General features: G+C 56.0%; 23 protein-coding genes. 12 read left to right on the top strand and 11 right to left on the bottom strand.

The window, feature by feature from the left end; all coding sequences use genetic code 11:
- Positions 1-24: 24 nt before the first annotated feature.
- Positions 25-516 carry a YajQ family cyclic di-GMP-binding protein gene (locus tag U9O48_RS05245; RefSeq protein WP_095280993.1) on the bottom strand — a complete coding sequence of 164 codons (492 nt, stop codon included), beginning with the start codon at positions 514-516 and terminating at the stop codon, positions 25-27.
- A gap of 127 nt (positions 517-643) precedes the next feature.
- On the opposite strand from U9O48_RS05245, the gene panE reads away from it, so the two are divergent.
- From panE to U9O48_RS05220, 5 genes are all read left to right on the top strand, one after another.
- Complete coding sequence (gene panE, locus U9O48_RS05240) at positions 644-1,555, top strand: 2-dehydropantoate 2-reductase (protein ID WP_285153334.1); 912 nt, start codon at positions 644-646, stop codon at positions 1,553-1,555.
- Positions 1,518-2,111 (top strand): protein deglycase YajL, encoded by a 594-nt coding sequence (yajL, locus tag U9O48_RS05235; RefSeq protein WP_324723723.1) that lies wholly within the window; start codon positions 1,518-1,520, stop codon positions 2,109-2,111. Before panE ends, yajL begins: the two co-directional genes overlap by 38 nt.
- A 222-nt stretch (positions 2,112-2,333) precedes the next feature.
- The gene (locus U9O48_RS05230) at positions 2,334-3,602 is read left to right on the top strand and encodes a PTS sugar transporter subunit IIC (protein ID WP_282492631.1); all 1,269 of its coding nucleotides are present in this window, start codon (positions 2,334-2,336) and stop codon (positions 3,600-3,602) included.
- A gap of 12 nt (positions 3,603-3,614) precedes the next feature.
- Entirely contained in the window at positions 3,615-4,925 is a 1,311-nt protein-coding gene (locus tag U9O48_RS05225; RefSeq protein WP_324723722.1) for a 6-phospho-beta-glucosidase, read from the top strand.
- 9 nt (positions 4,926-4,934) lie between these two features.
- Positions 4,935-5,657 carry a glucosamine-6-phosphate deaminase gene (locus U9O48_RS05220; protein WP_324723720.1) on the top strand — a complete coding sequence of 241 codons (723 nt, stop codon included), beginning with the start codon at positions 4,935-4,937 and terminating at the stop codon, positions 5,655-5,657.
- 28 nt (positions 5,658-5,685) lie between these two features.
- Here U9O48_RS05220 and U9O48_RS05215 read toward each other — a convergent pair whose 3' ends face one another.
- Together U9O48_RS05215 and thiI are read right to left on the bottom strand one after the other, a co-directional pair.
- Positions 5,686-6,411: a GntR family transcriptional regulator gene (locus tag U9O48_RS05215; RefSeq protein ID WP_324723719.1), complete on the bottom strand. Its 726-nt coding sequence runs from the start codon at positions 6,409-6,411 to the stop codon at positions 5,686-5,688.
- Between the two features lie 75 nt (positions 6,412-6,486).
- Positions 6,487-7,935, bottom strand: a complete 1,449-nt coding sequence (gene thiI, locus U9O48_RS05210) for a tRNA uracil 4-sulfurtransferase ThiI (RefSeq protein ID WP_285153324.1) — start codon at positions 7,933-7,935, stop codon at positions 6,487-6,489.
- A gap of 193 nt (positions 7,936-8,128) precedes the next feature.
- Between thiI and xseB the strand changes: the two genes are divergently transcribed.
- From xseB to U9O48_RS05185, 5 genes are all read left to right on the top strand, one after another.
- Entirely contained in the window at positions 8,129-8,371 is a 243-nt protein-coding gene (xseB, locus tag U9O48_RS05205) for an exodeoxyribonuclease VII small subunit (protein WP_100777420.1), read from the top strand.
- Complete coding sequence (gene ispA, locus U9O48_RS05200; protein ID WP_324723718.1) at positions 8,372-9,271, top strand: (2E,6E)-farnesyl diphosphate synthase; 900 nt, start codon at positions 8,372-8,374, stop codon at positions 9,269-9,271.
- A gap of 26 nt (positions 9,272-9,297) precedes the next feature.
- A complete protein-coding gene (gene dxs / locus U9O48_RS05195) occupies positions 9,298-11,160 on the top strand; it encodes a 1-deoxy-D-xylulose-5-phosphate synthase (protein ID WP_324723717.1) in 1,863 nt (620 codons plus the stop codon).
- 67 nt (positions 11,161-11,227) lie between these two features.
- The gene (locus tag U9O48_RS05190) at positions 11,228-12,202 is read left to right on the top strand and encodes an aldo/keto reductase (RefSeq protein ID WP_324723715.1); all 975 of its coding nucleotides are present in this window, start codon (positions 11,228-11,230) and stop codon (positions 12,200-12,202) included.
- A gap of 257 nt (positions 12,203-12,459) precedes the next feature.
- Positions 12,460-13,422 (top strand): IS110 family transposase, encoded by a 963-nt coding sequence (locus U9O48_RS05185; RefSeq protein ID WP_285143723.1) that lies wholly within the window; start codon positions 12,460-12,462, stop codon positions 13,420-13,422.
- Positions 13,423-13,533: 111 nt separating this feature from the next.
- Here the strand turns inward: U9O48_RS05185 and thiL are convergent, their stop codons facing one another.
- The 5 genes from thiL to nrdR all read right to left on the bottom strand — a co-directional run bounded on the left by thiL (position 13,534) and on the right by nrdR (position 17,139).
- The gene (thiL, locus tag U9O48_RS05180) at positions 13,534-14,505 is read right to left on the bottom strand and encodes a thiamine-phosphate kinase (protein ID WP_285153319.1); all 972 of its coding nucleotides are present in this window, start codon (positions 14,503-14,505) and stop codon (positions 13,534-13,536) included.
- A 77-nt stretch (positions 14,506-14,582) separates the two neighbouring features.
- Complete coding sequence (gene nusB, locus U9O48_RS05175) at positions 14,583-15,002, bottom strand: transcription antitermination factor NusB (RefSeq protein WP_100777425.1); 420 nt, start codon at positions 15,000-15,002, stop codon at positions 14,583-14,585.
- 21 nt (positions 15,003-15,023) lie between these two features.
- A complete protein-coding gene (gene ribE, locus U9O48_RS05170; RefSeq protein WP_095280979.1) occupies positions 15,024-15,494 on the bottom strand; it encodes a 6,7-dimethyl-8-ribityllumazine synthase in 471 nt (156 codons plus the stop codon).
- 87 nt (positions 15,495-15,581) lie between these two features.
- Positions 15,582-16,685, bottom strand: a complete 1,104-nt coding sequence (ribD, locus tag U9O48_RS05165) for a bifunctional diaminohydroxyphosphoribosylaminopyrimidine deaminase/5-amino-6-(5-phosphoribosylamino)uracil reductase RibD (protein ID WP_324723712.1) — start codon at positions 16,683-16,685, stop codon at positions 15,582-15,584.
- Positions 16,686-16,689: 4 nt separating this feature from the next.
- The gene (nrdR, locus tag U9O48_RS05160; protein WP_064325018.1) at positions 16,690-17,139 is read right to left on the bottom strand and encodes a transcriptional regulator NrdR; all 450 of its coding nucleotides are present in this window, start codon (positions 17,137-17,139) and stop codon (positions 16,690-16,692) included.
- Positions 17,140-17,292: 153 nt separating this feature from the next.
- On the opposite strand from nrdR, the gene U9O48_RS05155 reads away from it, so the two are divergent.
- Together U9O48_RS05155 and U9O48_RS05150 are read left to right on the top strand one after the other, a co-directional pair.
- Positions 17,293-17,832, top strand: a complete 540-nt coding sequence (locus tag U9O48_RS05155) for a DUF3251 domain-containing protein (protein WP_095280977.1) — start codon at positions 17,293-17,295, stop codon at positions 17,830-17,832.
- A gap of 267 nt (positions 17,833-18,099) precedes the next feature.
- A complete protein-coding gene (locus U9O48_RS05150) occupies positions 18,100-18,984 on the top strand; it encodes a nucleoside-specific channel-forming protein Tsx (RefSeq protein ID WP_285145227.1) in 885 nt (294 codons plus the stop codon).
- Between the two features lie 77 nt (positions 18,985-19,061).
- On the opposite strand, the gene U9O48_RS05145 is transcribed toward U9O48_RS05150, so the two are convergent.
- The 3 genes from U9O48_RS05145 to secD form a co-directional block, all read right to left on the bottom strand.
- Complete coding sequence (locus tag U9O48_RS05145; RefSeq protein ID WP_324723710.1) at positions 19,062-20,447, bottom strand: M24 family metallopeptidase; 1,386 nt, start codon at positions 20,445-20,447, stop codon at positions 19,062-19,064.
- Positions 20,448-20,556: 109 nt separating this feature from the next.
- Positions 20,557-21,528 carry a protein translocase subunit SecF gene (gene secF, locus U9O48_RS05140; protein WP_282492643.1) on the bottom strand — a complete coding sequence of 324 codons (972 nt, stop codon included), beginning with the start codon at positions 21,526-21,528 and terminating at the stop codon, positions 20,557-20,559.
- Positions 21,529-21,538: 10 nt separating this feature from the next.
- Positions 21,539-23,386, bottom strand: coding sequence for a protein translocase subunit SecD (gene secD, locus U9O48_RS05135; protein WP_282492644.1), 1,848 nt, complete (start codon positions 23,384-23,386; stop codon positions 21,539-21,541).
- Positions 23,387-23,388 lie beyond the last annotated feature (2 nt).

Raw genomic sequence — 23,388 nt, 5'->3', positions numbered from 1 at the left:
CGTGTGTGCCGGGCATTTTCGTTTTTAATCGCGGAAGTTCTTAAACTGGAACGGCTGACCCAGGTCGCCGCCGCGCACCAGCGCCATGACCGCCTGCAGATCGTCGCGCGCCTTACCGGTGACGCGAATCTCTTCGCCCTGAATTTGCGCCTGCACTTTCAGCTTGCTGTCTTTGATGAGCTTAACGATCTTCTTCTGCATCGCGCTCTCAATGCCCTGCTTAAGCTTGGCTTCTACAAACCAGGTTTTGCCGCTGTGCACGAACTCTTCCGGCACGTCCAGAGACGTCCCTTCAATGCCGCGTTTGAGCAGCTTGGCGCGCAGAATATCCAGTAACTGATTGACCTGGAAATCGGACTCGCTCAACACCTTGATGGTCTTATTCGCGTCGTTCAGCTCAAAACTCGCCTCTACGCCACGAAAATCGAAACGTGACTCAACTTCACGGCTGGCGTTATCCACGCCGTTGCGGACTTCCTGGATATCAACTTCTGAAACAATATCGAAAGATGGCATCTTTTCTTCTCCCTTTACTTTTGTTGCGTTGCATAATACCCGCAACGAGGCATAACTCAACAGAAGCTTAGCTGACGGCGCTATACTTAACCGACACGCCTGGCGTAGTTGCAGGTGAGGAGGAACAATGAAAATTACCGTGCTCGGATGCGGAGCCCTGGGCCAGCTTTGGCTCACCGCACTGTGCAAACATGGACACGAGGTACAAGGCTGGCTACGCGTCCCCCAGCCGTATTGCAGTGTAAACCTGATCGATGAAGATGGAAGTATCTTTAACGAATCGCTCACCGCCAACGATCCCGATTTCCTGGCGCAAAGCGACCTGCTGCTGGTCACGCTCAAGGCCTGGCAGGTCTCGGACGCCGTCAAAGCGCTGGCCGCCACCCTGCCCCGCACCACACCGATTTTGCTGGTGCATAACGGCATGGGTACCATTGACGAACTCAAAAGCATCCACCAGCCGCTGCTGATGGCAATCACCACCCATGCGGCCCGTCGTGACGGGAACATCATCGTCCACGTGGCAAGCGGCGTCACCCATATGGGGCCGGCGCGCGAGCAGGACGGCGATTACAGCTATCTCGCTGACGTGCTGCAGCACGTGCTGCCCGACGTGGCCTGGCACAACAACATTCGCCCGCAGCTGTGGCGCAAACTGGCGGTCAACTGCGTGATCAATCCGCTGACGGCACTGCTGGACTGCCCGAACGGTGAGCTGAAAAACCACCCGCAGGAAGTGGCCGCCCTGTGCGCCGAAGTCGCGGCAGTGATTGAACGTGAGGGCATCCATACCTCGGCGGATGATATCCGCTATTACGTCGAGCAGATCATCGACAGCACCGCGGAAAACATCTCCTCGATGCTGCAGGACGTGCGCGCACTGCGGCACACGGAGATCGACTACATCACCGGATATCTGCTCAAACGCGCCCGCGCGCACGGCATTAGCGTGCCGGAAAATGTGCGCCTGTATGACATGGTTAAACGTAAGGAGAGTGAGTATGAGCGCGTCGGCACTGGTATGCCTCGCCCCTGGTAGCGAAGAGACAGAAGCGGTCACCACCATTGATTTACTGGTGCGCGGCGGGATTAAAGTAACAACGGCCAGCGTCGCCAGCGATGGCAATCTGACCATCGTCTGCTCACGCGGCGTGAAACTGCTGGCCGATGCGCCGCTGGTCGAAGTGGCTGACGGCGATTATGACGTGATTGTGCTCCCCGGCGGTCTGAAGGGCGCAGAGAACTTTCGCGACAGCCCCCTGCTGGTCGAAACCGTCCGCCAGTTTCACCTCTCCGGGCGGATTGTCGCCGCCATCTGCGCCGCGGCAGCCACCGTCCTGGTTCCGCACGATCTTTTCCCGATCGGCAATATGACCGGTTTCCCGGCGCTGAAAGACCGCATCCCGGAAGGGCAATGGGTCGATAAACGGGTGGTCTGGGATCCGCGCGTCAACCTGCTGACCAGCCAGGGGCTGGGCACCTCGATTGATTTTGCGCTCAAAATTATCGATCTGGTCGTTGGGCGTGAAAAAGCCTATGAAGTGGCGTCATCCCTGGTGATGGCGGCAGGGATCTACAACTACTACGAGGCCTAACCCCGCGCAGATTTCCCTTCAGGCTGGCCCCGTGCCAGCCTTTCTTTTCTCTGTTCATTATTGCGGCAGTAATCACACTTCTTATCTTTCTTTCTGAGATGGCTTCTCATCGCATTCATTCCGTGAAAGACTCACTCCAACTGGCATATACCAGTTAGACACTTCGCCCCCTACCAACACAGATAACGGCGAAGAACAGAAATCTCTTCTGGAGTAAGCAATGTGATTACATTTCTTGAGAACAGAGTCATTCCTGTCCTGATTCGCGTCGGCGAAAACAAAATCCTGGTGGCGGTGCGTAATGGCATCGCCCTGACGCTCCCCTTTACCATTACCGGCAGCCTGTTTCTGATCCTCGCGAATTTACCAATTCCAGGCTGGACCGACTGGCTCGGCCCCTACGCCGAGAAACTGAGCGCGCCGGTTGCCGTGACCTTCGGCGCTATCGGGCTGATTTCCGCCATCGGCATCAGCTACAACCTGGCGAAAGAGTACAGCCTCAACGCTTTAACCTGCGCCATCGTCACGATGGTGGTCTTTTTACTGGCCCAGCTCAACGATAAGTATCAGCTCAACGTCGATAATCTCGGTGCCGCCGGGCTTTTCTCCGCCATTATTCTGTCGATACTGACGGTGCAAATTGTCCGCTTTTTTATCCACCATAACGTGGTAATCAAACTCCCCGACGGCGTTCCCCCGGCTGTCGCGCAATCTTTCGCAAGCCTGATTCCGGCGGCGGTGGCGATTACGCTTATCTGGTTCGTTAGGGTCATTCTTAACTTCGATATTAATAACTTCTTCACGCTGATTCTCAGCCCGCTGGTCACTGGCTTAGGATCGCTCCCCGGCATGCTGGTATTAATCTTTTTAATCTCGCTTTTGTGGTGCTGCGGTATCCACGGGGATAACGTCCTTTCGGGGATCACCGCGCCTATCTTCCTGAAATATATCGCCGAAAACACCCAGGCCTATTTGCACCACCAGCCAATTCCGCATATTACCGCCGACGGGTTTTATATCGTCTTTATGTGTCTCGGCGGCACCGGCGCGACGCTCGGGTTAGTGATGGCGATGATGCGCTCGCGCAGCAAGCTCTATAAATCCGTCGGCAAACTCTCTTTGCCCTCCGCGATATTTTGCATCAACGAGCCGGTGATATTTGGCTGCCCGATTGTCTTCAACCCGTTGCTGATGATCCCTTTCACCCTCACCCCGATGATTCTGTGTATTTCGACCTATGCCCTGATGTATTTCGACATCATTGGCCGCCCGGTGCTGCAAATTCCCTGGACCATGCCGCCGATTTTCGCCGCGTGGTTCGTCACCGGGGGCAATATTCCTGCCGTGATTTGGTCGGTCTGCACCATTGCTATTTCCGCCCTCGTCTGGCTGCCGTTTTTCAAGCTCGCAGAACGCAAACAGTTAGAAACCGAAGCGGCGGAAGAACATTCGCGCCGTGAAGCAGAAAAACTTCCCGATCCCATCTTGTAAAAAGGATTCACGATGAAAAAGCTCAAAATTGTCACGATTGGTGGTGGCTCAAGCTATACGCCGGAATTGATCGATGGATTTATCAAACGCTATGACGAACTCCCGGTCACCGATTTCTACCTGCTGGATATCGAAGAAGGCAAAGAGAAGCTGGAGATCGTCGGCAAGCTCGCCCAGCGCATGGTGGAAGAAGCCGGTATTCCGATGAACATTCACCTGACGCTGGATCGCGAAGCGGCCCTGAAAGATGCCGATTTCGTCACCACCCAGCTGCGCGTCGGCTTCCTGGATGCGCGCATCAATGATGAGAAAATCCCGCTGAAATACGGTGTCCTCGGCCAGGAAACCACCGGCCCCGGCGGGTTTATGAAAGCCCAGCGCACCATTCCCGTGCTGCTCGATATCTGCAAAGCGATGCAAAAATGGTGCCCGAACGCGTGGCTGATTAACTTCACCAACCCGGCGGGCATCGTGACCGAAGCCATCACCCGCCATTCGGCGATCAAAACCATCGGGATTTGCAGCGGTGCCAACAGCATGATGATGGACATCGCCAAAGCCTATGACGTCAAAAAAGCGGATATTTACGCGCGCATTATCGGCCTGAACCACCTGATTTTTGCCGATAAAATTTACGTGAAAGGTGACGATCTTACCGATGATTTTATCGAGAAGCTGGCCGTCGGCAGCGCCAACAACTCGCTGAAAAACATCCCGGATATCGGTTTTACCGCGCGCTTCGCTCGCGCCCTGCACATGTATCCGATCTCCTACCTGAAGTACTACTTCCTGACCCGCGAAATGACGGAGACAGCAATCCGCGATTCAGAGAAAAAAGGCACGCGCGGCGAGCAAACCCGTGAGATTGAGAAAAAGCTTTTTGAGCTGTATCAGGACCCGAACCTGAACCACAAACCGAAAGAGCTGGAGCAGCGCGGCGGCGCGTGGTACTCGGACACGGCCTGCTCGATCATCAGCTCGATTTTCAATGACAAGAAAGAAGTTCACGTGGTGAATACCGTTAATAACGGCGCAACGCCGGATCTGCCGGATCACGTCACCCTGGAAACCAACGCCGTGATCGATAAAAACGGGGCTCATCCGCTGGCCTACGGCAGATTGCCGGTGAAAATTCGCGGGCTGATCCAGAGCGTCAAAGCCTACGAAGAGCTCACCGTCGAGGCCGCCGTCACCGGGGATTACGCCACCGCCCTGCTGGCGCTGAGCATCAACCCGATTGTGCCATCCGCCGCCATTGCCGAGCAGATCCTCGACGAGTATCTGGAAGTGAACCACGCTTATTTACCTCAGTACCAACGCTAAGGAACTGCGATGAACGTTGAAATTGTTGAAGATTACCCGGCGCTCAGCGCCACCGTGGCCCAGCGCGTGATGGATTCTGTGACGCGCAAACCCGATGCCCTGATCTGCATTGCCGGGGGCGATACGCCGCTCGGGGTGTTTGATGCCCTCGTTCAGGCCTGCGAAGAAGGAAAAGTCGATTTTTCCCGCGCGGCGTTTGTCGGCCTGGACGAGTGGCTGGGGCTGGGAAAAGCCGATAAGGGAAGCTGTCGGGAGATGGTCTGGGGGCATTTTTTCAGCCGTCTGACGCTGCGCGATGATCAGATCTGCTTCTTTGACGGCTTAACCTCTGACCCGACGGAGGAGTGCCGCCGCGTCGATCGTTTCATCCGTGAACACGGCGGGATCGAAACGATCGTGCTGGGCATCGGCATGAATGGACATATCGGCTTTAACGAGCCGGGAGCGGCCATTGATACGGAGTGTCACGTGGTCGATCTGGATGAGGTTACCCAGTCGGTTTCGGTGAAGTATTTCGGTCAGTCGCGCGACGTGAAACAGGGGATTTCCCTGGGAATGAAAACGATTCTGGCGGCGAAGTCGGTAATTGTGATGGCCAGCGGGGAGAAAAAAGCCGCTATTGTGGCGCAAACCCTGCGCTCAGATATCGACGCCCGTATCCCGGCAACGCTGCTAAAAAACCATTCGCAGGTGCAAATGCTGGTGGATAAAGCCGCCGCGACTCAGCTTTAAATAACTCTGGCAGGCGCATTCGCGCCTGTCATCTTTCAATACGTAGATTCTTAACCCGGAACAGATCCGCGCGGTTATAGCTGATCGAATAGTTAAAGGCTTTCTTGTCGCTCAGGCGGGTAACTTCGGTAATTTTTAGCATCGCGTCTCCCGGTTTTATATCCAGCAGCGTCGCTAATTCACGGTCAAAAAGTGCCGCTTCAATTAACGAATCCGCGTCGCTGATCTTTTTCCCGGTGTACTCTTCGATATAACCGTACAGCGATCCCTTTTCCAGAACCGACTGCGGAATATCTGCGATCGTTTGCACAGGAATATTGGTGTCTTCCACCAGAACGGGCTGACCGTCCAGAAGACGCACGCGACGGATAAACCAGAGGTCGTCGCCAGGCTGAATCTCAAGATGTTGTGAAAGCGCGGGATCGGCCTGAATGGTCGTAAAGGTGATTAAGCGGCTGGTGACATTCACACGCCCCTGGAATTCGCGAGAAAAACCGAGAATACTGTCGCTCTTTTCATTGTTGAGGATATAGATATTGCTGGCGGTATTTTTCAGCACAAACATGCCTTTGCCATGAATGCGCTCGATATAGCCTTCCTGAACCAGGTTCGCCATCGCTTTTTGCACCGTCACCCGCGTCACGTTATACACGCTTGCGAGGTCACGCTCGGACGGAATGCTTTCCCCGATTTTATATTTCTGGTCGAGAATATCCTTTTTAAGCTTCTCTTTTATTTCCAGGTATTTATGCATGATTCCCTCGCGACGAGCCCAAAAAAAAAGCCGGGTGGCGGCTGCGCCTTACCCGGCCTACATGGTACGCGATACTTACGGGCGATACACCTTCACATTGGTGAAGCCCTGCTCGCGCAAATAGAGCGCCTGCAGGCGGCTCATCACGCCGCGCTCGCACCACAGGAGATAGGTTTTGTCTTTCTCCAGATCGCCAAACTTAGTGCTCAGCTTGTAGAACGGCAGAGAGACAACTTCCACACCCTCCACTTTCAGCGGGCTGGCGTCCTGCTCGTCAATGGCGCGAATATCCACGATCACGTCGTTGGCGCTGAAACCGGTGACGGTTTCCACTTCCACCACTTCCTGATCGGTCTGCTGGGCGATTTCACGAATATCGACGTTCGTCGCTTCGGCCACCACTTTTTCGAGGATCTCGAAATCGAAGTTCTGCTCTTCCGCTTCGATCTTCGCCTTCACCGCTTTCACGGTCGGGCTTTTCGAAATCACGCCGCAGTATTCCGGCATAGTACGGGCAAAATCTTCGGTGCCGATTTCGCGCGCAAGATCGATGATGTGCTCTTTGTCGTGGGAGATCAGCGGACGCAGGATCAGCGTATCGGAGACGTTATCGATCAAACGCAGGTTGGTCAGCGTCTGGCTGGAGACCTGGCCCAGGGCTTCGCCCGTCACCAGCGCCTGCACGCCGTAGCGCTCGGCCACTTTAGACGCAGCGCGCACCATCATACGTTTCAGCACCACGCCCATCTGGCCGTCGTCCACTTTTTCGAGGATTTCGCCGACCACTGGCTCGAAGTTGATCGCCACGAAACGCACGCGGTGGGAGCTGCCGAAGCGGTTCCACAGATAATGCGCCACCTGACGAACGCCGATTTCGTGCGCGGCGCCGCCGAGGTTAAAGAAGCAGTAGTGCACGCGGCAGCCGCGACGCATCAGCATGTAGCTGGAAACGCCGGAGTCGAAACCGCCGGAGATCAGGGACAGCACGTCTTCCTGAGTCCCAATCGGATAACCGCCGATCCCTTCGTAACGGCCTTTAACCAGCAGCAGGCGATCGTTTTCGATCTCCAGATTGACGGTCACTTCCGGGTTGGTCAGCTTCACGCGCGCGGTTTCAACGTGCTGGTTCAGACCGCCGCCGACATAACGTTCGGCTTCGATCGAGCTGAATTCATGCTTGCCGCGACGCTTCACGCGCACGCAGAAAGTTTTGCCTTCGATCTGATCGCGGTACTGGGCCAGCGCCAGTTCAAAAATATTGTGCAGTGAGGTGAAAGGAACATCTTCCACATCCAGAATATGGTGAATACCGGGAATGCGGGTCAACGCATCGCGAATATCCAGACGCTTGTTTTCGTCTTTCGCGCGTACTTCAACATGATCCCAGTGACGAACCACGGCAAGGGTTTCGTCATAATCTTTTAAAACGTTACGAATGTTTCCGGTCAGGATTTTAATAAAGCGCAAACGCACAGATTGGCTTTTGATGGTGATTTCCGGGAACAATTTAATGATAAACTTCATGGCGGCAATGTTTCGTTGGCAAGCCGGTAAAGGCTTGTGATGGAAAAGAGTACAGCAGCCCACACCCGTGGCTGCATCCAGGCGCGGAAGTATACCACTATAGCGGTGCTCCTGTGCACATTGCGCGTTATTTGCTTATCCGCCCGAGTCCGCTACCATGACGGGGCTGAAAATAAGAGAGTCAATATTCACTATGCCGAAGAAAAATGACGCACCAGCCAGCTTCGAAACTGCGCTGAGTGAGCTGGAGCAAATTGTCACTCGTCTGGAAAGTGGCGATCTGCCGCTGGAAGACGCGCTCAATGAATTCGAACGCGGCGTGCAGCTTGCGCGCCAGGGGCAGGTTAAACTGCAGCAGGCGGAACAGCGCGTGCAGATCCTGCTCTCCGATAGCGAAGACGCTGCCACGACCCCTTTCACACCGGACGCTGAGTAAATGGATTTCACCCAAGCGCTTCAGGAATGTGTGGAACGGGCCAACGACGCGCTGCGCCGTTTTATCGAACCACAGCCTTTTCAGAACACTCCACTGGTTGAAGCCATGCACTATGGCGCACTCTTAGGTGGAAAGCGTCTGCGCCCGTTCCTCGTCTATGCGACGGGCAATATGTTTGGCATCAGCGACAGCACGCTGGATGCCCCAGCCGCCGCCGTGGAGTGTATTCACGCTTATTCGCTGATCCACGATGATTTACCGGCGATGGATGACGACGATTTACGTCGCGGCCAGCCGACCTGCCACATTAAGTTCGGCGAAGCCAATGCCATTCTGGCCGGTGATGCGTTGCAGACCCTGGCGTTCTCGATTCTGAGCGATGCGCCTATGGCCGAAGTGTCCGACCGCGACCGTCTGGCGATGGTCTCCGAACTGGCGATGGCCAGCGGGATCGCCGGAATGTGCGGCGGCCAGGCGCTGGATCTGGAGGCGGAAGGCCGTCAGGTTAATCTGGAACAGCTGGAGCGCATTCATCGTCATAAAACCGGCGCACTGATACGGGCAGCCGTTCGCCTGGGCGCGCTGAGCGCCGGTGAGCAAGGCCGCATAGCCCTGCCGGTTCTGGACAGATACGCCGAATCTATCGGTCTGGCTTTCCAGGTTCAGGATGACATTCTGGATGTGGTGGGCGATACTGCAACATTGGGAAAACGTCAGGGTGCAGACCAGCAGCTTGGCAAAAGTACCTACCCCGCCCTGCTGGGCCTTGAGCAAGCCCAACGTAAAGCCCGGGACCTGATCGATGATGCCCGCCAGTCGCTGAATCAGCTGGCCGCACAATCGCTCGATACCTCGGCACTGGAAGCGCTAGCGGACTATATAATCCAGCGTGATAAATAAACATACTAAATCTCGATGAGCCTTTGATGAGTTTTGATATTGCCAAATACCCGACACTGGCGTTGGTTGACTCCACCCAGGAGTTACGTCTGTTGCCGAAAGAGAGCCTGCCGAAGCTGAGCGACGAGTTGCGTCGTTATCTGCTCGACAGCGTGAGTCGTTCCAGCGGACATTTCGCCTCCGGGCTTGGCACGGTGGAGCTGACCGTTGCGCTGCACTACGTCTATAACACGCCGTTTGACCAGTTAATCTGGGATGTCGGCCATCAGGCTTATCCGCACAAAATTCTCACCGGTCGTCGCGATAAAATCGGCACCATCCGCCAGAAAGGCGGACTGCATCCGTTCCCGTGGCGCGGTGAGAGCGAGTATGACGTGTTAAGCGTCGGCCACTCGTCCACATCGATCTCTGCGGGCATCGGGATTGCCGTCGCGGCAGAAAAAGAGAACAAACAGCGCCGCACCGTCTGCGTCATTGGCGATGGCGCGATCACGGCGGGTATGGCGTTTGAGGCGATGAACCACGCGGGCGATATCAAGCCCGATATGCTGGTAATCCTCAACGATAACGAAATGTCGATCTCAGAAAACGTCGGGGCGCTCAACAACCACCTGGCGCAGCTGCTTTCGGGCAAACTCTACTCCAGCCTGCGCGAAGGCGGCAAAAAAGTCTTCTCCGGCGTACCGCCGATCAAAGAGCTGCTGAAACGCACCGAAGAACACATCAAAGGCATGGTGGTGCCGGGCACTTTGTTTGAAGAGCTGGGCTTTAACTACATCGGCCCGGTGGACGGGCACGACGTGCTGGGCCTGGTCACCACGCTCAAAAACATGCGCGACCTGAAAGGCCCGCAGTTCCTGCACATCATGACCAAAAAAGGGCGTGGCTACGAGCCTGCGGAAAAAGATCCTATTACCTTCCACGCCGTACCGAAATTCGACCCGACCAGCGGCTGCCTGCCGAAAAGCAGCGGCGGGATGCCGAGCTACTCAAAAATCTTCGGCGACTGGCTGTGCGAAACGGCGGCCAAAGATAACAAGCTGATGGCCGTGACTCCCGCCATGCGCGAGGGCTCCGGTATGGTCGAGTTTTCCAAAAAATTCCCGGATCAGTATTTTGACGTGGCGATTGCCGAGCAGCACGCGGTGACTTTCGCGGCCGGTCTGGCGATTGGCGGCTATAAGCCGATCGTGGCGATCTACTCCACCTTCCTGCAGCGCGCCTACGATCAGGTGATCCATGACGTGGCGATCCAGAAACTGCCGGTGCTGTTTGCTATCGACCGCGCGGGTATCGTCGGTGCCGACGGACAAACGCACCAGGGCGCTTTCGACCTCTCCTTCCTGCGCTGCATCCCGGACATGGTGGTGATGACACCGAGCGACGAGAACGAATGTCGTCAGATGCTGTTTACCGGCTATCACTATCAGGATGGCCCGAGCGCGGTGCGTTATCCGCGCGGTAATGCGGTCGGCGTTGAGCTGGAGCCGCTGGCGAAACTGCCCATCGGCAAAGGCCTCGTGAAGCGTCGCGGTGATAAACTGGCAATCCTCAACTTCGGCACTCTGATGCCGGAAGCGGCGAAAGTCGCGGAATCCCTTAATGCCACCCTGGTGGACATGCGTTTTGTGAAGCCGCTCGATGAAGCGTTAATTCTCGAGATGGCGGCAAGCCATGATTCGCTGGTGACCCTGGAAGAAAACGCCATTATGGGCGGCGCGGGCAGCGGCGTGAACGAAGTGCTGATGGCCCATCGCAAGGTGGTTCCGGTGCTGAATCTCGGTCTGCCAGACCACTTTATTCCGCAAGGCACTCAGGACGAAGCCCGCGCGGCAATTGGTCTGGATGCCACGGGCATTGAAGCGAAAATTCTTAACTGGCTGGCGTAACATCCCCCTCTTTTCCCTCCTGCTATGCTTAAAGGATGTGTTTTAAGCAATCAGCAGGAGTGGAAGCATGCAATACAATACGTTAGGAAAAACAGATCTTAAGGTTTCCCGTCTTTGTCTGGGCTGTATGACCTTTGGTGAACCCGCACGGGGAAACCATGCCTGGACGCTCCCGGAAGAGAGCAGCCGTCTTATCATCAAACGCGCCATTGACGGCGGCATTAACTTCTTCGATACCGCGAACAGATATTCCGACGGCAGTAGTGAAGAGATTGTTGGCCGCGCGCTGCGTGATTTTGCCCGCCGCGACGAAGTCGTCGTCGCCACCAAAGTTTACTACCCGTCCGGCGATCTGACCGAAGGGCTTTCCCGCGCGCAAATCCTGCGCTCCATTGATGACAGCCTGAAACGCCTGAACATGGAGTATGTGGATCTGCTGCAAATCCATCGCTGGGATTACAACACGCCGATCGAAGAGACTCTGGAGGCGCTGAACGACGTGGTGAAAGCGGGTAAAGCACGCTACATCGGCGCGTCGTCGATGCATGCCTCACAGTTTGCCCAGGCGCTGGATTTGCAGGCGCAGCACGGCTGGGCGCGATTTGTCACCATGCAGGATCACTACAATCTGATCTATCGCGAAGAAGAGCGCGAGATGCTGCCGCTGTGCTATCAGGAGGGCGTGGCGGTGATCCCCTGGAGCCCGCTGGCGCGTGGGCGTTTGACCCGTCCGTGGGGGGAAACCACTGCGCGCTCGGTTTCCGATGAAGTCGGGAAGAATCTGTATAACGACACCGAAGCCAGCGATGCGCTGATCGCTGAACGTCTGGCAGGTATCGCCGAGGAGACGGGTGCAACGCGCGCGCAGGTGGCGCTGGCATGGCTTCTGAGCAAACGCGGAGTTGCGGCACCGATTATCGGTACTTCGCGCGAGGAACAGTTAGATGAGCTGTTGAATGCGGTGGATTTGACGCTAACGCCGGATCAGATCGCCGAGCTGGAGACACCGTATCAGCAGCATCCGGTGGTGGGGTTTAAGTAGTCAGGGTTGTGCGGCCTGATGCCCTCACCCCGGCCCTTATGTCTTGATCTTCTCCGCTTCTGCGGAGAAGATCCCCGACTGATCATCGGGAGGTTACCGGTGAGCATCACCCGGCCCTGGTGCCACTGAGCCCGTGGGAGAGATTATGCCCCGGTAACCTGTTTCCCTGTCGCCTCAAGACCGAACGGTATCCTGTGCCCTGAGCACCCACATATAAGGATGGTCCGGCGATATTATTCATAAGGTTACGGAGTGCCATGATGGAGCTTATTCCTGTCGGCGTTGATATCGCCAAACTCAAATTTGATGTCGCCGTCCTGCTGCCTAATCAGAAATACAAAACCAAAAAATTCCCCAACACCTCTGCCGGATGCCGCGAGTTCCTCAGCTGGCTGGCACGTTTTGGCGACTGCCATGTCTGCATGGAAGCGACGGGCTGCTACAGCACTGAACTTGCCACCCTGCTGGCCGATAACGGCTGCTGTGTCAGCCTCGAAAATCCCGCCCGCATACACGCGTTTGGCAATACGGAGCTGACCCGCAACAAAACGGACAAAAGTGATGCGGCACTGATAGCCCGCTACTGCGCCCTGTATCAACCCGCCCCCTGGTATCCTGCGCCGCTGAGCGAGCGTCAGCTGACGGCGCTGGTACGCCACCTGCGTAATCTGGAAGAGATGCGGCAGATGGAGATGAACCGCCTTGAAGCAGCCGACGAGGTCATTGTTCCCTCACTGCATGAACACGTCGCCATGCTGGATGAACTGATTGACGAAACACGAAAGAAAATCAGCCAGCACATCGATGATAACCCTGACCTGAAGCGGGACAGGGAACTGCTGAAGAGCATCCCCGGGATCGGTGAAATGCTGAGCGTGAGCCTGCTGGCGTTCGCGGGTAATCTGAGACGGTTCAGTGACAGTAAGGCACTGGTGGCTTACGCCGGGCTGAATCCACGGCGCTGTGAGTCGGGGATGTGGAAAGGAAAAAGCAGGCTGTCAAAAGTGGGTCACGCAGAGCTGCGCAGTGCGCTGTATATGCCGGCAGTGGTGGCGGGAAGGTGCAATGAGGTGGTGAAGAATCTGATGGACAGGCTGGCAGCGAGAGGAAAGACAGGGAAGGAACGCGTATGTGCCGGGATGAGAAAACTGCTCCAGCTGGCTTATGGCGTGGTGAAATCCGGACGAGAATTTAATGCTGAAATACCGCTTGCCGGATAACCGACAAGACGGTATCTCTCCCACAGGGAGAGGGAGAAAACATTAAAAACGGCAATTATATTGCCGTTTTGCTTTTACCTCGCGCCACCCGGCAACAGGCCGCACACAACATCACGCGAAATGATCGTACCCTTTCCAGTCGAGCGTCACCGGGGCGCCGTTTTGCACAAACTGCATCCCCTCGCTCTCCGGCATAATCTGCCCGATACAGGTGAACGGCGCGCCAAGGTTCCCCAGCGCCACATCCAGCGTACCGCGATTTAGCTCCGGCACGGTAAAGCACAGTTCGTAATCTTCGCCGCCGGACAGCGCCCAGCGCAACGCCTGTTCAGGCTCGACGTGTTGACGAATCTGCTCTGAGAGCGGGAAAGTATCGAGATCGACGCGTGCGCCCACACCGCTGGCCTTGAGGATATGGCCAAGATCGGAAATCAAACCATCCGACAAATCAATCGCCGAACTGGCACGCTCGCGCAGGGCCTGACCGTGCAGGATGCGCGGCGTCGGGCGCAGATGACGCTTCACCAGATACGCCGCGTCGTCCGCGTCTTTCACAGTAAGGCGGTCCTGTAAAATCGCCAGCCCCGCCGCGCTGTCGCCCGGCGTGCCGGTGACATAAATCCAGTCGCCCGGCTTCGCACCCGAGCGTTTTAACGCGCGTCCAACCGGCACATAGCCGTGGATCGCCAGCGTCATCGACAGCGGACCGGCCGTGGTATCACCGCCAATCAGCTGCATATCGTAATAGTTGAGTTGCTCAAACAGCGCGTCGCTGAAGGCTTCAAGCCAGGCTTCATCGACGTTCGGCAAGGTCAGCGCCAGCGTCAGCCACGCGGGGTCAGCCCCCATCGCCGCCAGATCGCTCACGTTAACCGCCAGCGCTTTGTACGCCAGATCCGCCGGATCGATATCCGCGAGGAAATGACGCCCGCACACTAAAGTGTCGGTGCTGATCGCGAGGGTCTGTTTTTCGGGAATATTAAGAAGTGCGCAGTCGTCGCCAATGCCCGTTTCAACATCAAGACGGGAGGTACGAACACGGTCAAAATAACGGGCAATCAGGGAGAATTCGCCGCATGCCATACGTTATGCCTCAGCAAATAAAATAAAAAAACCGGAGCCGCACAGCCAGGCGGCGGTGCGAAACTCCGGTCTGCGGATCACTTTTTGTGGGGACGGATCGCAGGTGCGGCTTTATCCAGCACGCCATTCACAAATTTGTGGCTGTCTTCAGCACCGAAGGTTTTCGCCAGTTCGATAGCTTCGTTGATGGCCACTTTGTAGGGCACATCCTGACGTTTAGACAGCTCAAACAGCGCAATGCGCAGCACTGCTTTCTCAACCTGGCCCAGCTCTTCGAGCAGACGGGACAGGTACGGCTTCATCAGACCGTCGAGATACGCGCTATTAGTCGCCACTCCCGACAGCAGTTCACGGAAGTACAGGACGTCAACGTCTTTGACGTCTTGTTCCGCCAGGAACTGGTATTCAACATCAGCGATGTCGTTCTGGGACAACTGCCAGGAGTAGAGCGCCTGGACGGCACACTCACGGGCGCGGCGACGAGCAGCAGGTTTCACGGAATTCCCCTTACAAAAAAATCAGGCCTTAATGGCTTTCAATACGTTGATCATTTCCAGCGCGGTCAGTGCAGCTTCTGCACCTTTGTTACCGGCTTTGGTGCCAGCGCGTTCGATGGCTTGTTCAATACTTTCGGTGGTCAGTACGCCGAATGCGACAGGAATTTCAGAATCCTGTGCCACGTGCGCCAGACCATTGCTTGCACCACCCGCCACGTATTCGAAGTGAGCAGTGCCGCCACGAATGACCGTACCCAGCGCAATCACCGCGTCGTATTTACCGGTTTTCGCCAAAGCGCCCGCTGCCAACGGCAGTTCGTAGGCACCTGGAACCCAAACAACGGTAATATTGTCATCTTTGACCTGGCCAATACGTTTCAGGGCGTCAATCGCGCCGTCCAGCAGGCTGTCGTTGATGAAGTTGTTGAAACGCGCAATAGTGATGGCGACGCGAGCGTCCGGGGTAGCAACAGCAGCTTCAATAATATTCATACTCTTCCTTTACGGGTTCATTTGGCCCCGCAGGGGGGCGGATTTTATCATAATACTTCGCGCACTGCTTCTCTATTTCAGAAAGCCTCACGCAGGGGTTAAATGCAGGCACACGTCCGGGCCAACCTGCCGAATTTCGCTAAATTTGAGCTGCGGTGCGTCGGCCAGTTTTTCAAGGCCGGGCAGCACAAACAGGCCGCGCGCATCGTCACCTAACAGTTTAGGCGCAACGTAGACAATCAGTTCATCCACCAGCCCTGCCTGCAACAGCGCACCGGCAAGCGTCGGGCCAGCTTCGACCCAGATGCTGTTCACCTGCTGTTTGCCGAGCAGCATCATCATCACCACTAAATCGATGTGGCCGTTATGCTCCGGCACCATGAAGCTGCGCACGGTTTCCGGCCATTCGCGGCCATCTTCCTGGGTACGCGCAATCCAGGTTTCGCCCGGCTGCTGCACGATGCGGTGCGCGGGTGTGACGCGATTCTGACGATCCAGTACAATGCGCAGCGGCTGGCGCAGATTCTCTTGCGGATAGAGCGCCTGGGTGTCGGCGTCGAGCTCGTCCCAGCGCACGGTCATCGCCGGATCATCCGCCAGCACCGTTTCACTGCTGGTGAGAATAGCATGGCTTTGCGCGCGCAGACGTTGCACATCGCGCCTTGCCTGCGGGGAGGTGATCCACTGGCTTTCACCGCTGGCCATCGCCGTACGACCGTCGACGGATGCGCCCAGCTTCAGCTGGATGTACGGAAAACCGGTCCGCATGCGCTTGAGAAAACCTTTATTCAGCGCCTCGGCATCGTTCATCATCAGCCCGTGGCTGACGTCGATCCCCTCTTGCTGCAGGCGATACAGTCCGCGCCCCGCCACCTGCGGGTTCGGGTCCTGCATAGAGGTGACGACCCGCGCCACACCCGCCGCGATTAGCGCTTCGCAGCATGGCGGCGTGCGCCCGTGATGGCTGCAGGGCTCCAGCGTCACATAGGCCGTCGCGCCGCGGGCTTTTTCGCCCGCCATACGTAGCGCGTGAACTTCTGCGTGCGGCTCACCGGCGCGATAGTGAAAACCTTCGCCGACGATCTCGCCGTCTTTGACAATGACGCAGCCAACGTTCGGATTGGGATGGGTGGTGAATCGTCCGCGCTGCGCGAGCTTCATCGCTCGCGCCATGTAAATCTCATCCTGCATGGGCTTAATCCTGTAGGCGGGCGATCTCTTCGCCGAATTCTTTGATGTCTTCGAAGCTGCGATAGACAGACGCGAAGCGGATGTAGGCCACTTTATCGAGCTTTTTAAGCTGCTCCATCACCAGGTTGCCGATCATTTTGCTCGGCACTTCGCGCTCGCCGGTGCCACGCAGATGCGATTTAATGTGATTAAGCGCCATTTCGACGTCATCTGCGCTGACTGGCCGTTTTTCCAGTGCTTTTAGCATCCCTCTGCGCAGTTTCTCTTCGTTGAACGGCTCGCGCACATCGTTACTTTTCACCACGCGCGGCATCACCAGCTCTGCCACCTCGAAGGTGGTGAAACGTTCGTTGCACACCAGACACTGCCGACGACGGCGGACCGAGGAGCCTTCACCTACAAGACGGGAGTCGATTACTTTGGTATCCACAGCGGAACAGAATGGGCAATGCATACGGTGTCCTGGCTATCTGGTTAACTGAACTCTATTTTACCCCGAACTGGGCCCACAACAAAGGAAGAGCGTTTTTGAGACAAAGGATCTATACCTGACGGCGTGTTCCTGACTACCATTAGGGCAATCCGTTATTTCAGGGAATTAAACGCAATGACAAGACGTTACCTAAGAATTCTCGTGGTGGGAAGTCTCTTCACCCTCAGCGCCTGCGCGCAGCAAAGCGAAGTACGCCAGATGAAACAGAGCGTGAACACGCTCAATACGGCGATGACGAAGCTGAACCAGGAGACGGTCAAGATCACCCAGCAAAACGCGCTGAATGCCAAATCCAGCAGCGGTGTGTACCTGCTGCCGGGCGCGAACACGCCTGCCCTGCTGAAAAGCCAGATCGGTACGCTGCGCATGTCGCTGGTGAACGTTGCACCAAACGCCGACGGCACGCGCGCGACGCTGCGTATTCAGGGCCAGTCCAACGATCCGCTCCCGGCGTTTAGCGGCACCGTCGAGTGGGGCCAGCTGCAGGGCACGACCGAGAGTTATCAGGAAGTGAACGTGCAGAATCAGCTGGTGACGGCTCCGGCCAGCGTGCTGGCTCCGAGCGATGTCGATATCCCGCTGCAATTGAACGGCACAACGCCGGAACAGTTAGGTTTCATCCGCATCCACGATATCCAGCCCGCCGTTCAGTAACATCTTCCAGCGGAACGTTTACCGCGTTCCGCTCCCCCTTACATTCCGCAAATATTGGCAACATGAATGATTGCCGTTACAATCCCCGCCGTTTAAAGTACGCAAACGTGAACGCAATCGATTACGCGTATGAGAGATATGTGAAACAACACATATTTTTGTGAGCAGGGATTCCTATAATAGGCTCCGCAGAAACACGAAATATTTAGAAACGCAAATCGCGCATCTTTCACATCCCGGAAGGGATTTTCAATCAGTGGCATGATTATGAAAAAAACATTATTAGCAGCCGGTGCAGTTCTGGCACTTTCTTCCTCTTTCGCTGTTAACGCAGCAGAAAATTCAAAACCTGAATATGTTTCCGACTGGTGGCACCAGAGCGTCAACGTGGTAGGCAGCTACCACACCCGCTTCGGACCACAGATCCGCAACGATACCTACCTGGAATACGAAGCTTTCGCCAAGAAAGACTGGTTTGATTTCTACGGTTACGCCGATGCCCCGGTCTTCTTCGGTGGTAACACCGACGCGAAAGGTATCTGGAACCACGGTTCTCCGCTGTTCATGGAAATTGAACCGCGCTTTTCTATCGACAAGCTGACAGGCGCAGACCTGAGCTTCGGTCCGTTCAAAGAGTGGTATGTGGCGAACAACTACATCTACGATATGGGCCGCAACAAGTCTGGCCGTCAGAGCACCTGGTACATGGGTCTGGGTACGGACATTGACACCGGTCTGCCGATGAGCCTGTCCATGAACGTGTATGCAAAATACCAGTGGCAGAACTACGGTGCGTCTAACGAAAACGAGTGGGATGGCTACCGTTTCAAAGTGAAATACTTTGTACCGATCACCCAGCTGTGGGGCGGTAACCTGAGCTATATCGGCTTCACCAACTTCGACTGGGGTTCCGATCTGGGCGATGACAACTTCATCGACAACAACGGTAAGCAGGCGCGCACCAGCAACTCTATCGCGTCCAGCCACATCCTGGCGCTGAACTACGATCACTGGCACTACTCCGTAGTTGCGCGTTACTGGCACAACGGTGGTCAGTGGAACGACGACGCAAGCCTGAACTTCGGCGACGGTGATTTCAGCGTCCGTTCTACCGGTTGGGGTGGTTACCTGGTTGTGGGTTACAACTTCTAATCCCAACAGCACGAACCGTAGGCCGGATAAGCGAAGCGCCATCCGGCATCAAAAGCCAGCTCAATGCTGGCTTTTTGCTATTTGCAGACCAGCGCCCGCCCCTGATCCAGCAGCCACGGACGCAAATAGCCCACGGTGTTAGACATCGGCAGCACCTCATCCGGCAGCTGAATACCGATATGCTCCGCAATGTACGCCCGGCGCGCCACCACCCGCTCCCACAGCGCAGGATACTCACTTGCAAGCGCCTGACGCAACGGCTCATCCGCCAGCGCTACCGTATCCTCAATGCTTGCCCCGGCGTATCCGGCTCGGGAAGGAATAATATCGATCTGCAGCATCATCCCGCTTCGCAAGAGAGCGTCTGATTTCGGGCCAATCGGCGAGCAGAGCCACTCTTCATCCGCCACCAGATGCCCCGGATTCAGCTGCCAGTGGTACTCAGCTTTCGGCAGAACCTGCTCAATCAGGTCATACATCTCCCCGCCGCGCATCCCGATGTGCAGATGTTCAAGCCAGGTCACCACCGCCTGGAAATAGGGTTTAGCCACCACGTCGAGATAGTCAGCAACCGCGGGCGCAAGCTCCGATGCATCCGCCACGACGTAAGCCGCCCGGCTGCTTAACCCGCCTTTGTAGCTGGCGGTGAGCGAGAATTTATCCCCGCGCTGAATAGCTTTGTCGCTGGGGTAGAGATTGGCGAACGCGAAACGATCGCCCGTCGCCGCGATCGTCACCACATTGTTCGGCTGGCCTTCTGCCGCCAGCAGAGAAGCGATCTCTTTTTCGGTTTTACCGGGTGCGATGGCGTTTAACGCCGTGAGGATCGCCGTGGAGGCCAGGTTCGCACCGTATTCGTAGTGCGCGATTTCATTGGCATTGTTGGTTGTGCGGGCTCCGCCGTCAGGATCGATAAAAATCCCGGTAGCATTGCGCAAATGCGCAGTACCCTCACCCGCCTGGCGAATCGCATCGACGATAAACGCAGGCAGATCGAACATCTGACTTACGTCGTCGCCCTTGCCCGTAAACAGCTTCCAGCCCGCTAACCCGAGGGTTTTACCCGTCGTCACGCCAGCGGATTTCAGCAGCACCGGCAGCGACTGTTGATTATCCATCGGCTGATTCGGCAGCGAAAACCACGGCGCATGGACAACCCGATTCTCGAGTCGCGCATGAGCGGCCAGCTTGAGGTTTTCATTCCCCAGCACCAGAACCGCTTCGCCCGTAGAATGCAGCACCAGCAGCGCCTCTTCAAAGCGCGGAATAAAACCGGTGAGGTATTCAAAGTTGCCGCCGTGCTCTTTGTCAGCGTAGATAACCAGCGCGTCCAGCCCCTGCTGCTGCATGCGGAGCAATACTTTAGCTTTACGCTCACGCAAGGTTTCATCGCTTAGCGTAACGGAAGGGATGCCGTGCCAGACGGCAGGCTGGGGAACAGAAGAAAGGGTGACCATCGGCATTACTCCATGTCGTTTGACGTCTACAGGGAGAGTAACCAAATTGGTGGGGGCTGTAATAAAAAAATCCCGGCCTTGCGACCGGGATTCCGTTATCAGATTGCTGTTGCCGTTACGGCAGGATGGACGGCTGATCCGCCCCTTCCTTCTCAACTTTCTGCTGGAGCAGGTGCTCACGCTTCATGCCCAGTTTCAACGCCAGCGCGGACGCGACGTAGATAGAAGACGCCGTACCGATGGAGACACCGATCAGCATGGTCAGCGAGAAGCCTTCCAGCACCGGGCCACCGAAGAGGAACAGCATCAGGATAACCATCAAGGTCGTCCCGGAAGTGATCAACGTACGGTGCAACGTTTGGGTCAGAGAGACGTTGAAGATTTCGTACGGCGTACCGCGACGGATCTTACGGAAGTTCTCACGAATACGGTCAGATACCACGATGCTGTCGTTCAGTGAGTAACCGATCACCGACATCAGCGACGCAACGATGGTCAGGTCAATCTCAATATGGAACAGCGACAGCACGCCCATCGTAATGACCACGTCGTGCGCCAGGGCGATAACCACCCCTGCCGCCAGACGCCATTCGAAGCGGAAACCGACGTAAACCAGAATCGAGATCAGCGCAACCAGCAGCGCCATCGCCCCTGTCTGAGCCAGATCGGCCCCAACGCTTGGGCCGACGAATTCGATACGTTTAACCGTCGCGTCCTGGCTGGTGGTTTCGTTAATGACCTTAACCACCTTGCTGCCCAGCTCCTGGCTGCCATTGGCATCATGAACCGGAGGCATACGCACCATGATGTCGCGGCTGCTGCCAAAGTTCTGCAGCAGCGGCTCTTCGAAGCCCGCTTTCTGCAGCGATTCGCGCATGTGGTCCATATCGATCGGTTTTTCCAGGGAGATTTCAATCACCGTACCACCGGTGAAATCCAGACCCCAGTTAAACCCACGGACACCGATAATGGCGATCGACACAATCAGGAGGAAACCTGAAATGCCGAAGGCCCAGTAGTCCCAGCGCATAAAGTCCCAGACTTTACGGCCATGGTTCAATTGTTCAACAGTATATTCCTGTGCCACAACGCACTCCTCAGATAGACAGCTTTTTGACGCGCTTGCCGCCATACAGCAGGTTCACGATGGCACGGGTGCCGACAATAGCGGTAAACATCGACGTTGCCACACCGATACCGGTGGTGATAGCAAAGCCTTTGATGGCGCCAGTACCCACTGCATACAGGATAAGAACCTTAATCAGTGTTGTTACGTTCGCATCGAAGATCGAGCTGAAGGCGCCTTTATAACCTTCATCGATCGCCTGTTGTACGGAGCGACCGTTACTCAGTTCTTCTTTAATACGTTCGTTTATCAATACGTTGGCATCGACCGCTACCGCAAGGGTTAGGACGATACCCGCGATACCCGGCATGGTCAGCGTTGCCCCTGGCAGCAGGGACATGATCCCGATAATCAGTACCAGGTTTGCCAGCAGCGCGGAGGTCGCAATCAGGCCAAACTTCTTGTAGAAGAACAGCATGAAGATAATCGACACCGCCAGACCGGCCAGACAGGCTTCCAGACCCTGAGTGATGTTTTGCATCCCCAGTGTTGGACCAATGGTCCGTTCTTCAACAATCTGAATTGGCGCAATCAGCGCACCGGCACGCAGCAGCAGAGAGAGCTGACGCGCTTCGTTCGGGTTGTTGATACCGGTAATACGGAAGCTGTTACCCAGGCGAGACTGGATGTTGGCGATGTTAATCACCTCTTCCTCTTTCACCAGAATCGCACGACCGTTGGCATCTTTCTTACCGCTGTCTTTATACTCCACGAACAGGGTCGCCATCGGTTTACCGATGTTATCCTTCGTGAAGTTGGACATGATGTTACCACCCGCGCTATCCAGCGAGATGTTAACCTGCGGCTGGTTGTATTCGTCCTGATTCGAGGTGGAGTCGGTGATGTGGTCACCGGTCAGAATCACGCGTTTGTACAGCACAACTGGCTGACCTTCACGGGTCTGTTTCACTTCGGAATCACCCGGAACACGACCAGACGCCGCGGCGGATTGATCGACGTTGGTGTTCACCAGACGGAATTCCAGCGTGGCAGTCGCACCCAAAATCTCTTTGGCGCGCGCGGTGTCCTGGATACCCGGCAGCTCAACCACGATACGGTCAGCACCCTGACGCTGTACCAGCGGCTCAGCAACGCCCAGCTGGTTCACACGGTTACGCAGGATATTGATGTTCTGCTGAACCGCGTATTCACGCGCTTCGCTCAGACGCACATCGGTCATGACCGCGCGCAGCTGGTTGCTACCCTGACGAGAAATCACCATATCGCGGTGACGACCAGTGAGATAGTCCACCGCCTGATCGCGCGCCGTAGCGTCACGGAAGGTAATGCTCAGACCGTAGTTATCTTCCTTACGCACGGTGGTGTAAGGAATGCCTTTTTCACGCAGATCGCTGCGCAGGCTATCAATGTTCTGTTCCTGCAGCTTGCCGAGCGCGGTATCCATATCCACTTCCATCAGGAAGTGAACGCCGCCACGCAGATCGAGACCGAGTTTCATCGGCTCTGCATTGATGGAGGCTAACCAACGCGGGGTTGCAGGAGCAAGGTTTAACGCCACGACATATTTGTCACCCAGCACGCCCATCAGCGCTTCACGTGCGCGGAGCTGCGTGTCGGTGGTGTCGAAGCGAGCAAGAATAGCGCCCTCTTCCAGTGCCACAGACTTAGCGGTAATTTTTTCTTCTTGTAACGTTTTCTGGACCTGGATCAGCGTTTGCTCACTGGCGGCGACACCGCGCGCGCCAGTGATTTGAACGGCCGGATCCTCACCATACAGGTTGGGAAGTGCGTACAGCAGGCCGACGATTAGCACGACGACCAGCATGATGTACTTCCACAAAGGATAACGGTTTAACACGG

The sequence above is a fragment of the Lelliottia sp. JS-SCA-14 genome (assembly GCF_035593345.1).
Classification (GTDB): domain Bacteria; phylum Pseudomonadota; class Gammaproteobacteria; order Enterobacterales; family Enterobacteriaceae; genus Enterobacter; species Enterobacter wanjuensis.
Note: the sequence above shows the minus strand (reverse complement) of the source record. Positions and strands in the feature narration are given on the sequence as shown.

Coding starts and splice junctions, on each gene's coding strand:
- thiI (WP_285153324.1), bottom strand. CDS start 7,935: ATGAAGTTTATCATTAAATTGTTCCCGGAAATCACCATCAAAAGCCAA.
- U9O48_RS05245 (WP_095280993.1), bottom strand. CDS start 516: ATGCCATCTTTCGATATTGTTTCAGAAGTTGATATCCAGGAAGTCCGC.
- ribD (WP_324723712.1), bottom strand. CDS start 16,685: ATGCAGGATGAGATTTACATGGCGCGAGCGATGAAGCTCGCGCAGCGC.
- U9O48_RS05190 (WP_324723715.1), top strand. CDS start 11,228: ATGCAATACAATACGTTAGGAAAAACAGATCTTAAGGTTTCCCGTCTT.
- U9O48_RS05220 (WP_324723720.1), top strand. CDS start 4,935: ATGAACGTTGAAATTGTTGAAGATTACCCGGCGCTCAGCGCCACCGTG.
- U9O48_RS05225 (WP_324723722.1), top strand. CDS start 3,615: ATGAAAAAGCTCAAAATTGTCACGATTGGTGGTGGCTCAAGCTATACG.
- thiL (WP_285153319.1), bottom strand. CDS start 14,505: ATGGCATGCGGCGAATTCTCCCTGATTGCCCGTTATTTTGACCGTGTT.
- U9O48_RS05145 (WP_324723710.1), bottom strand. CDS start 20,447: ATGCCGATGGTCACCCTTTCTTCTGTTCCCCAGCCTGCCGTCTGGCAC.
- U9O48_RS05150 (WP_285145227.1), top strand. CDS start 18,100: ATGAAAAAAACATTATTAGCAGCCGGTGCAGTTCTGGCACTTTCTTCC.
- ispA (WP_324723718.1), top strand. CDS start 8,372: ATGGATTTCACCCAAGCGCTTCAGGAATGTGTGGAACGGGCCAACGAC.
- panE (WP_285153334.1), top strand. CDS start 644: ATGAAAATTACCGTGCTCGGATGCGGAGCCCTGGGCCAGCTTTGGCTC.
- yajL (WP_324723723.1), top strand. CDS start 1,518: ATGAGCGCGTCGGCACTGGTATGCCTCGCCCCTGGTAGCGAAGAGACA.
- U9O48_RS05185 (WP_285143723.1), top strand. CDS start 12,460: ATGATGGAGCTTATTCCTGTCGGCGTTGATATCGCCAAACTCAAATTT.
- xseB (WP_100777420.1), top strand. CDS start 8,129: ATGCCGAAGAAAAATGACGCACCAGCCAGCTTCGAAACTGCGCTGAGT.
- nrdR (WP_064325018.1), bottom strand. CDS start 17,139: ATGCATTGCCCATTCTGTTCCGCTGTGGATACCAAAGTAATCGACTCC.
- ribE (WP_095280979.1), bottom strand. CDS start 15,494: ATGAATATTATTGAAGCTGCTGTTGCTACCCCGGACGCTCGCGTCGCC.
- U9O48_RS05155 (WP_095280977.1), top strand. CDS start 17,293: ATGACAAGACGTTACCTAAGAATTCTCGTGGTGGGAAGTCTCTTCACC.
- dxs (WP_324723717.1), top strand. CDS start 9,298: ATGAGTTTTGATATTGCCAAATACCCGACACTGGCGTTGGTTGACTCC.
- U9O48_RS05215 (WP_324723719.1), bottom strand. CDS start 6,411: ATGCATAAATACCTGGAAATAAAAGAGAAGCTTAAAAAGGATATTCTC.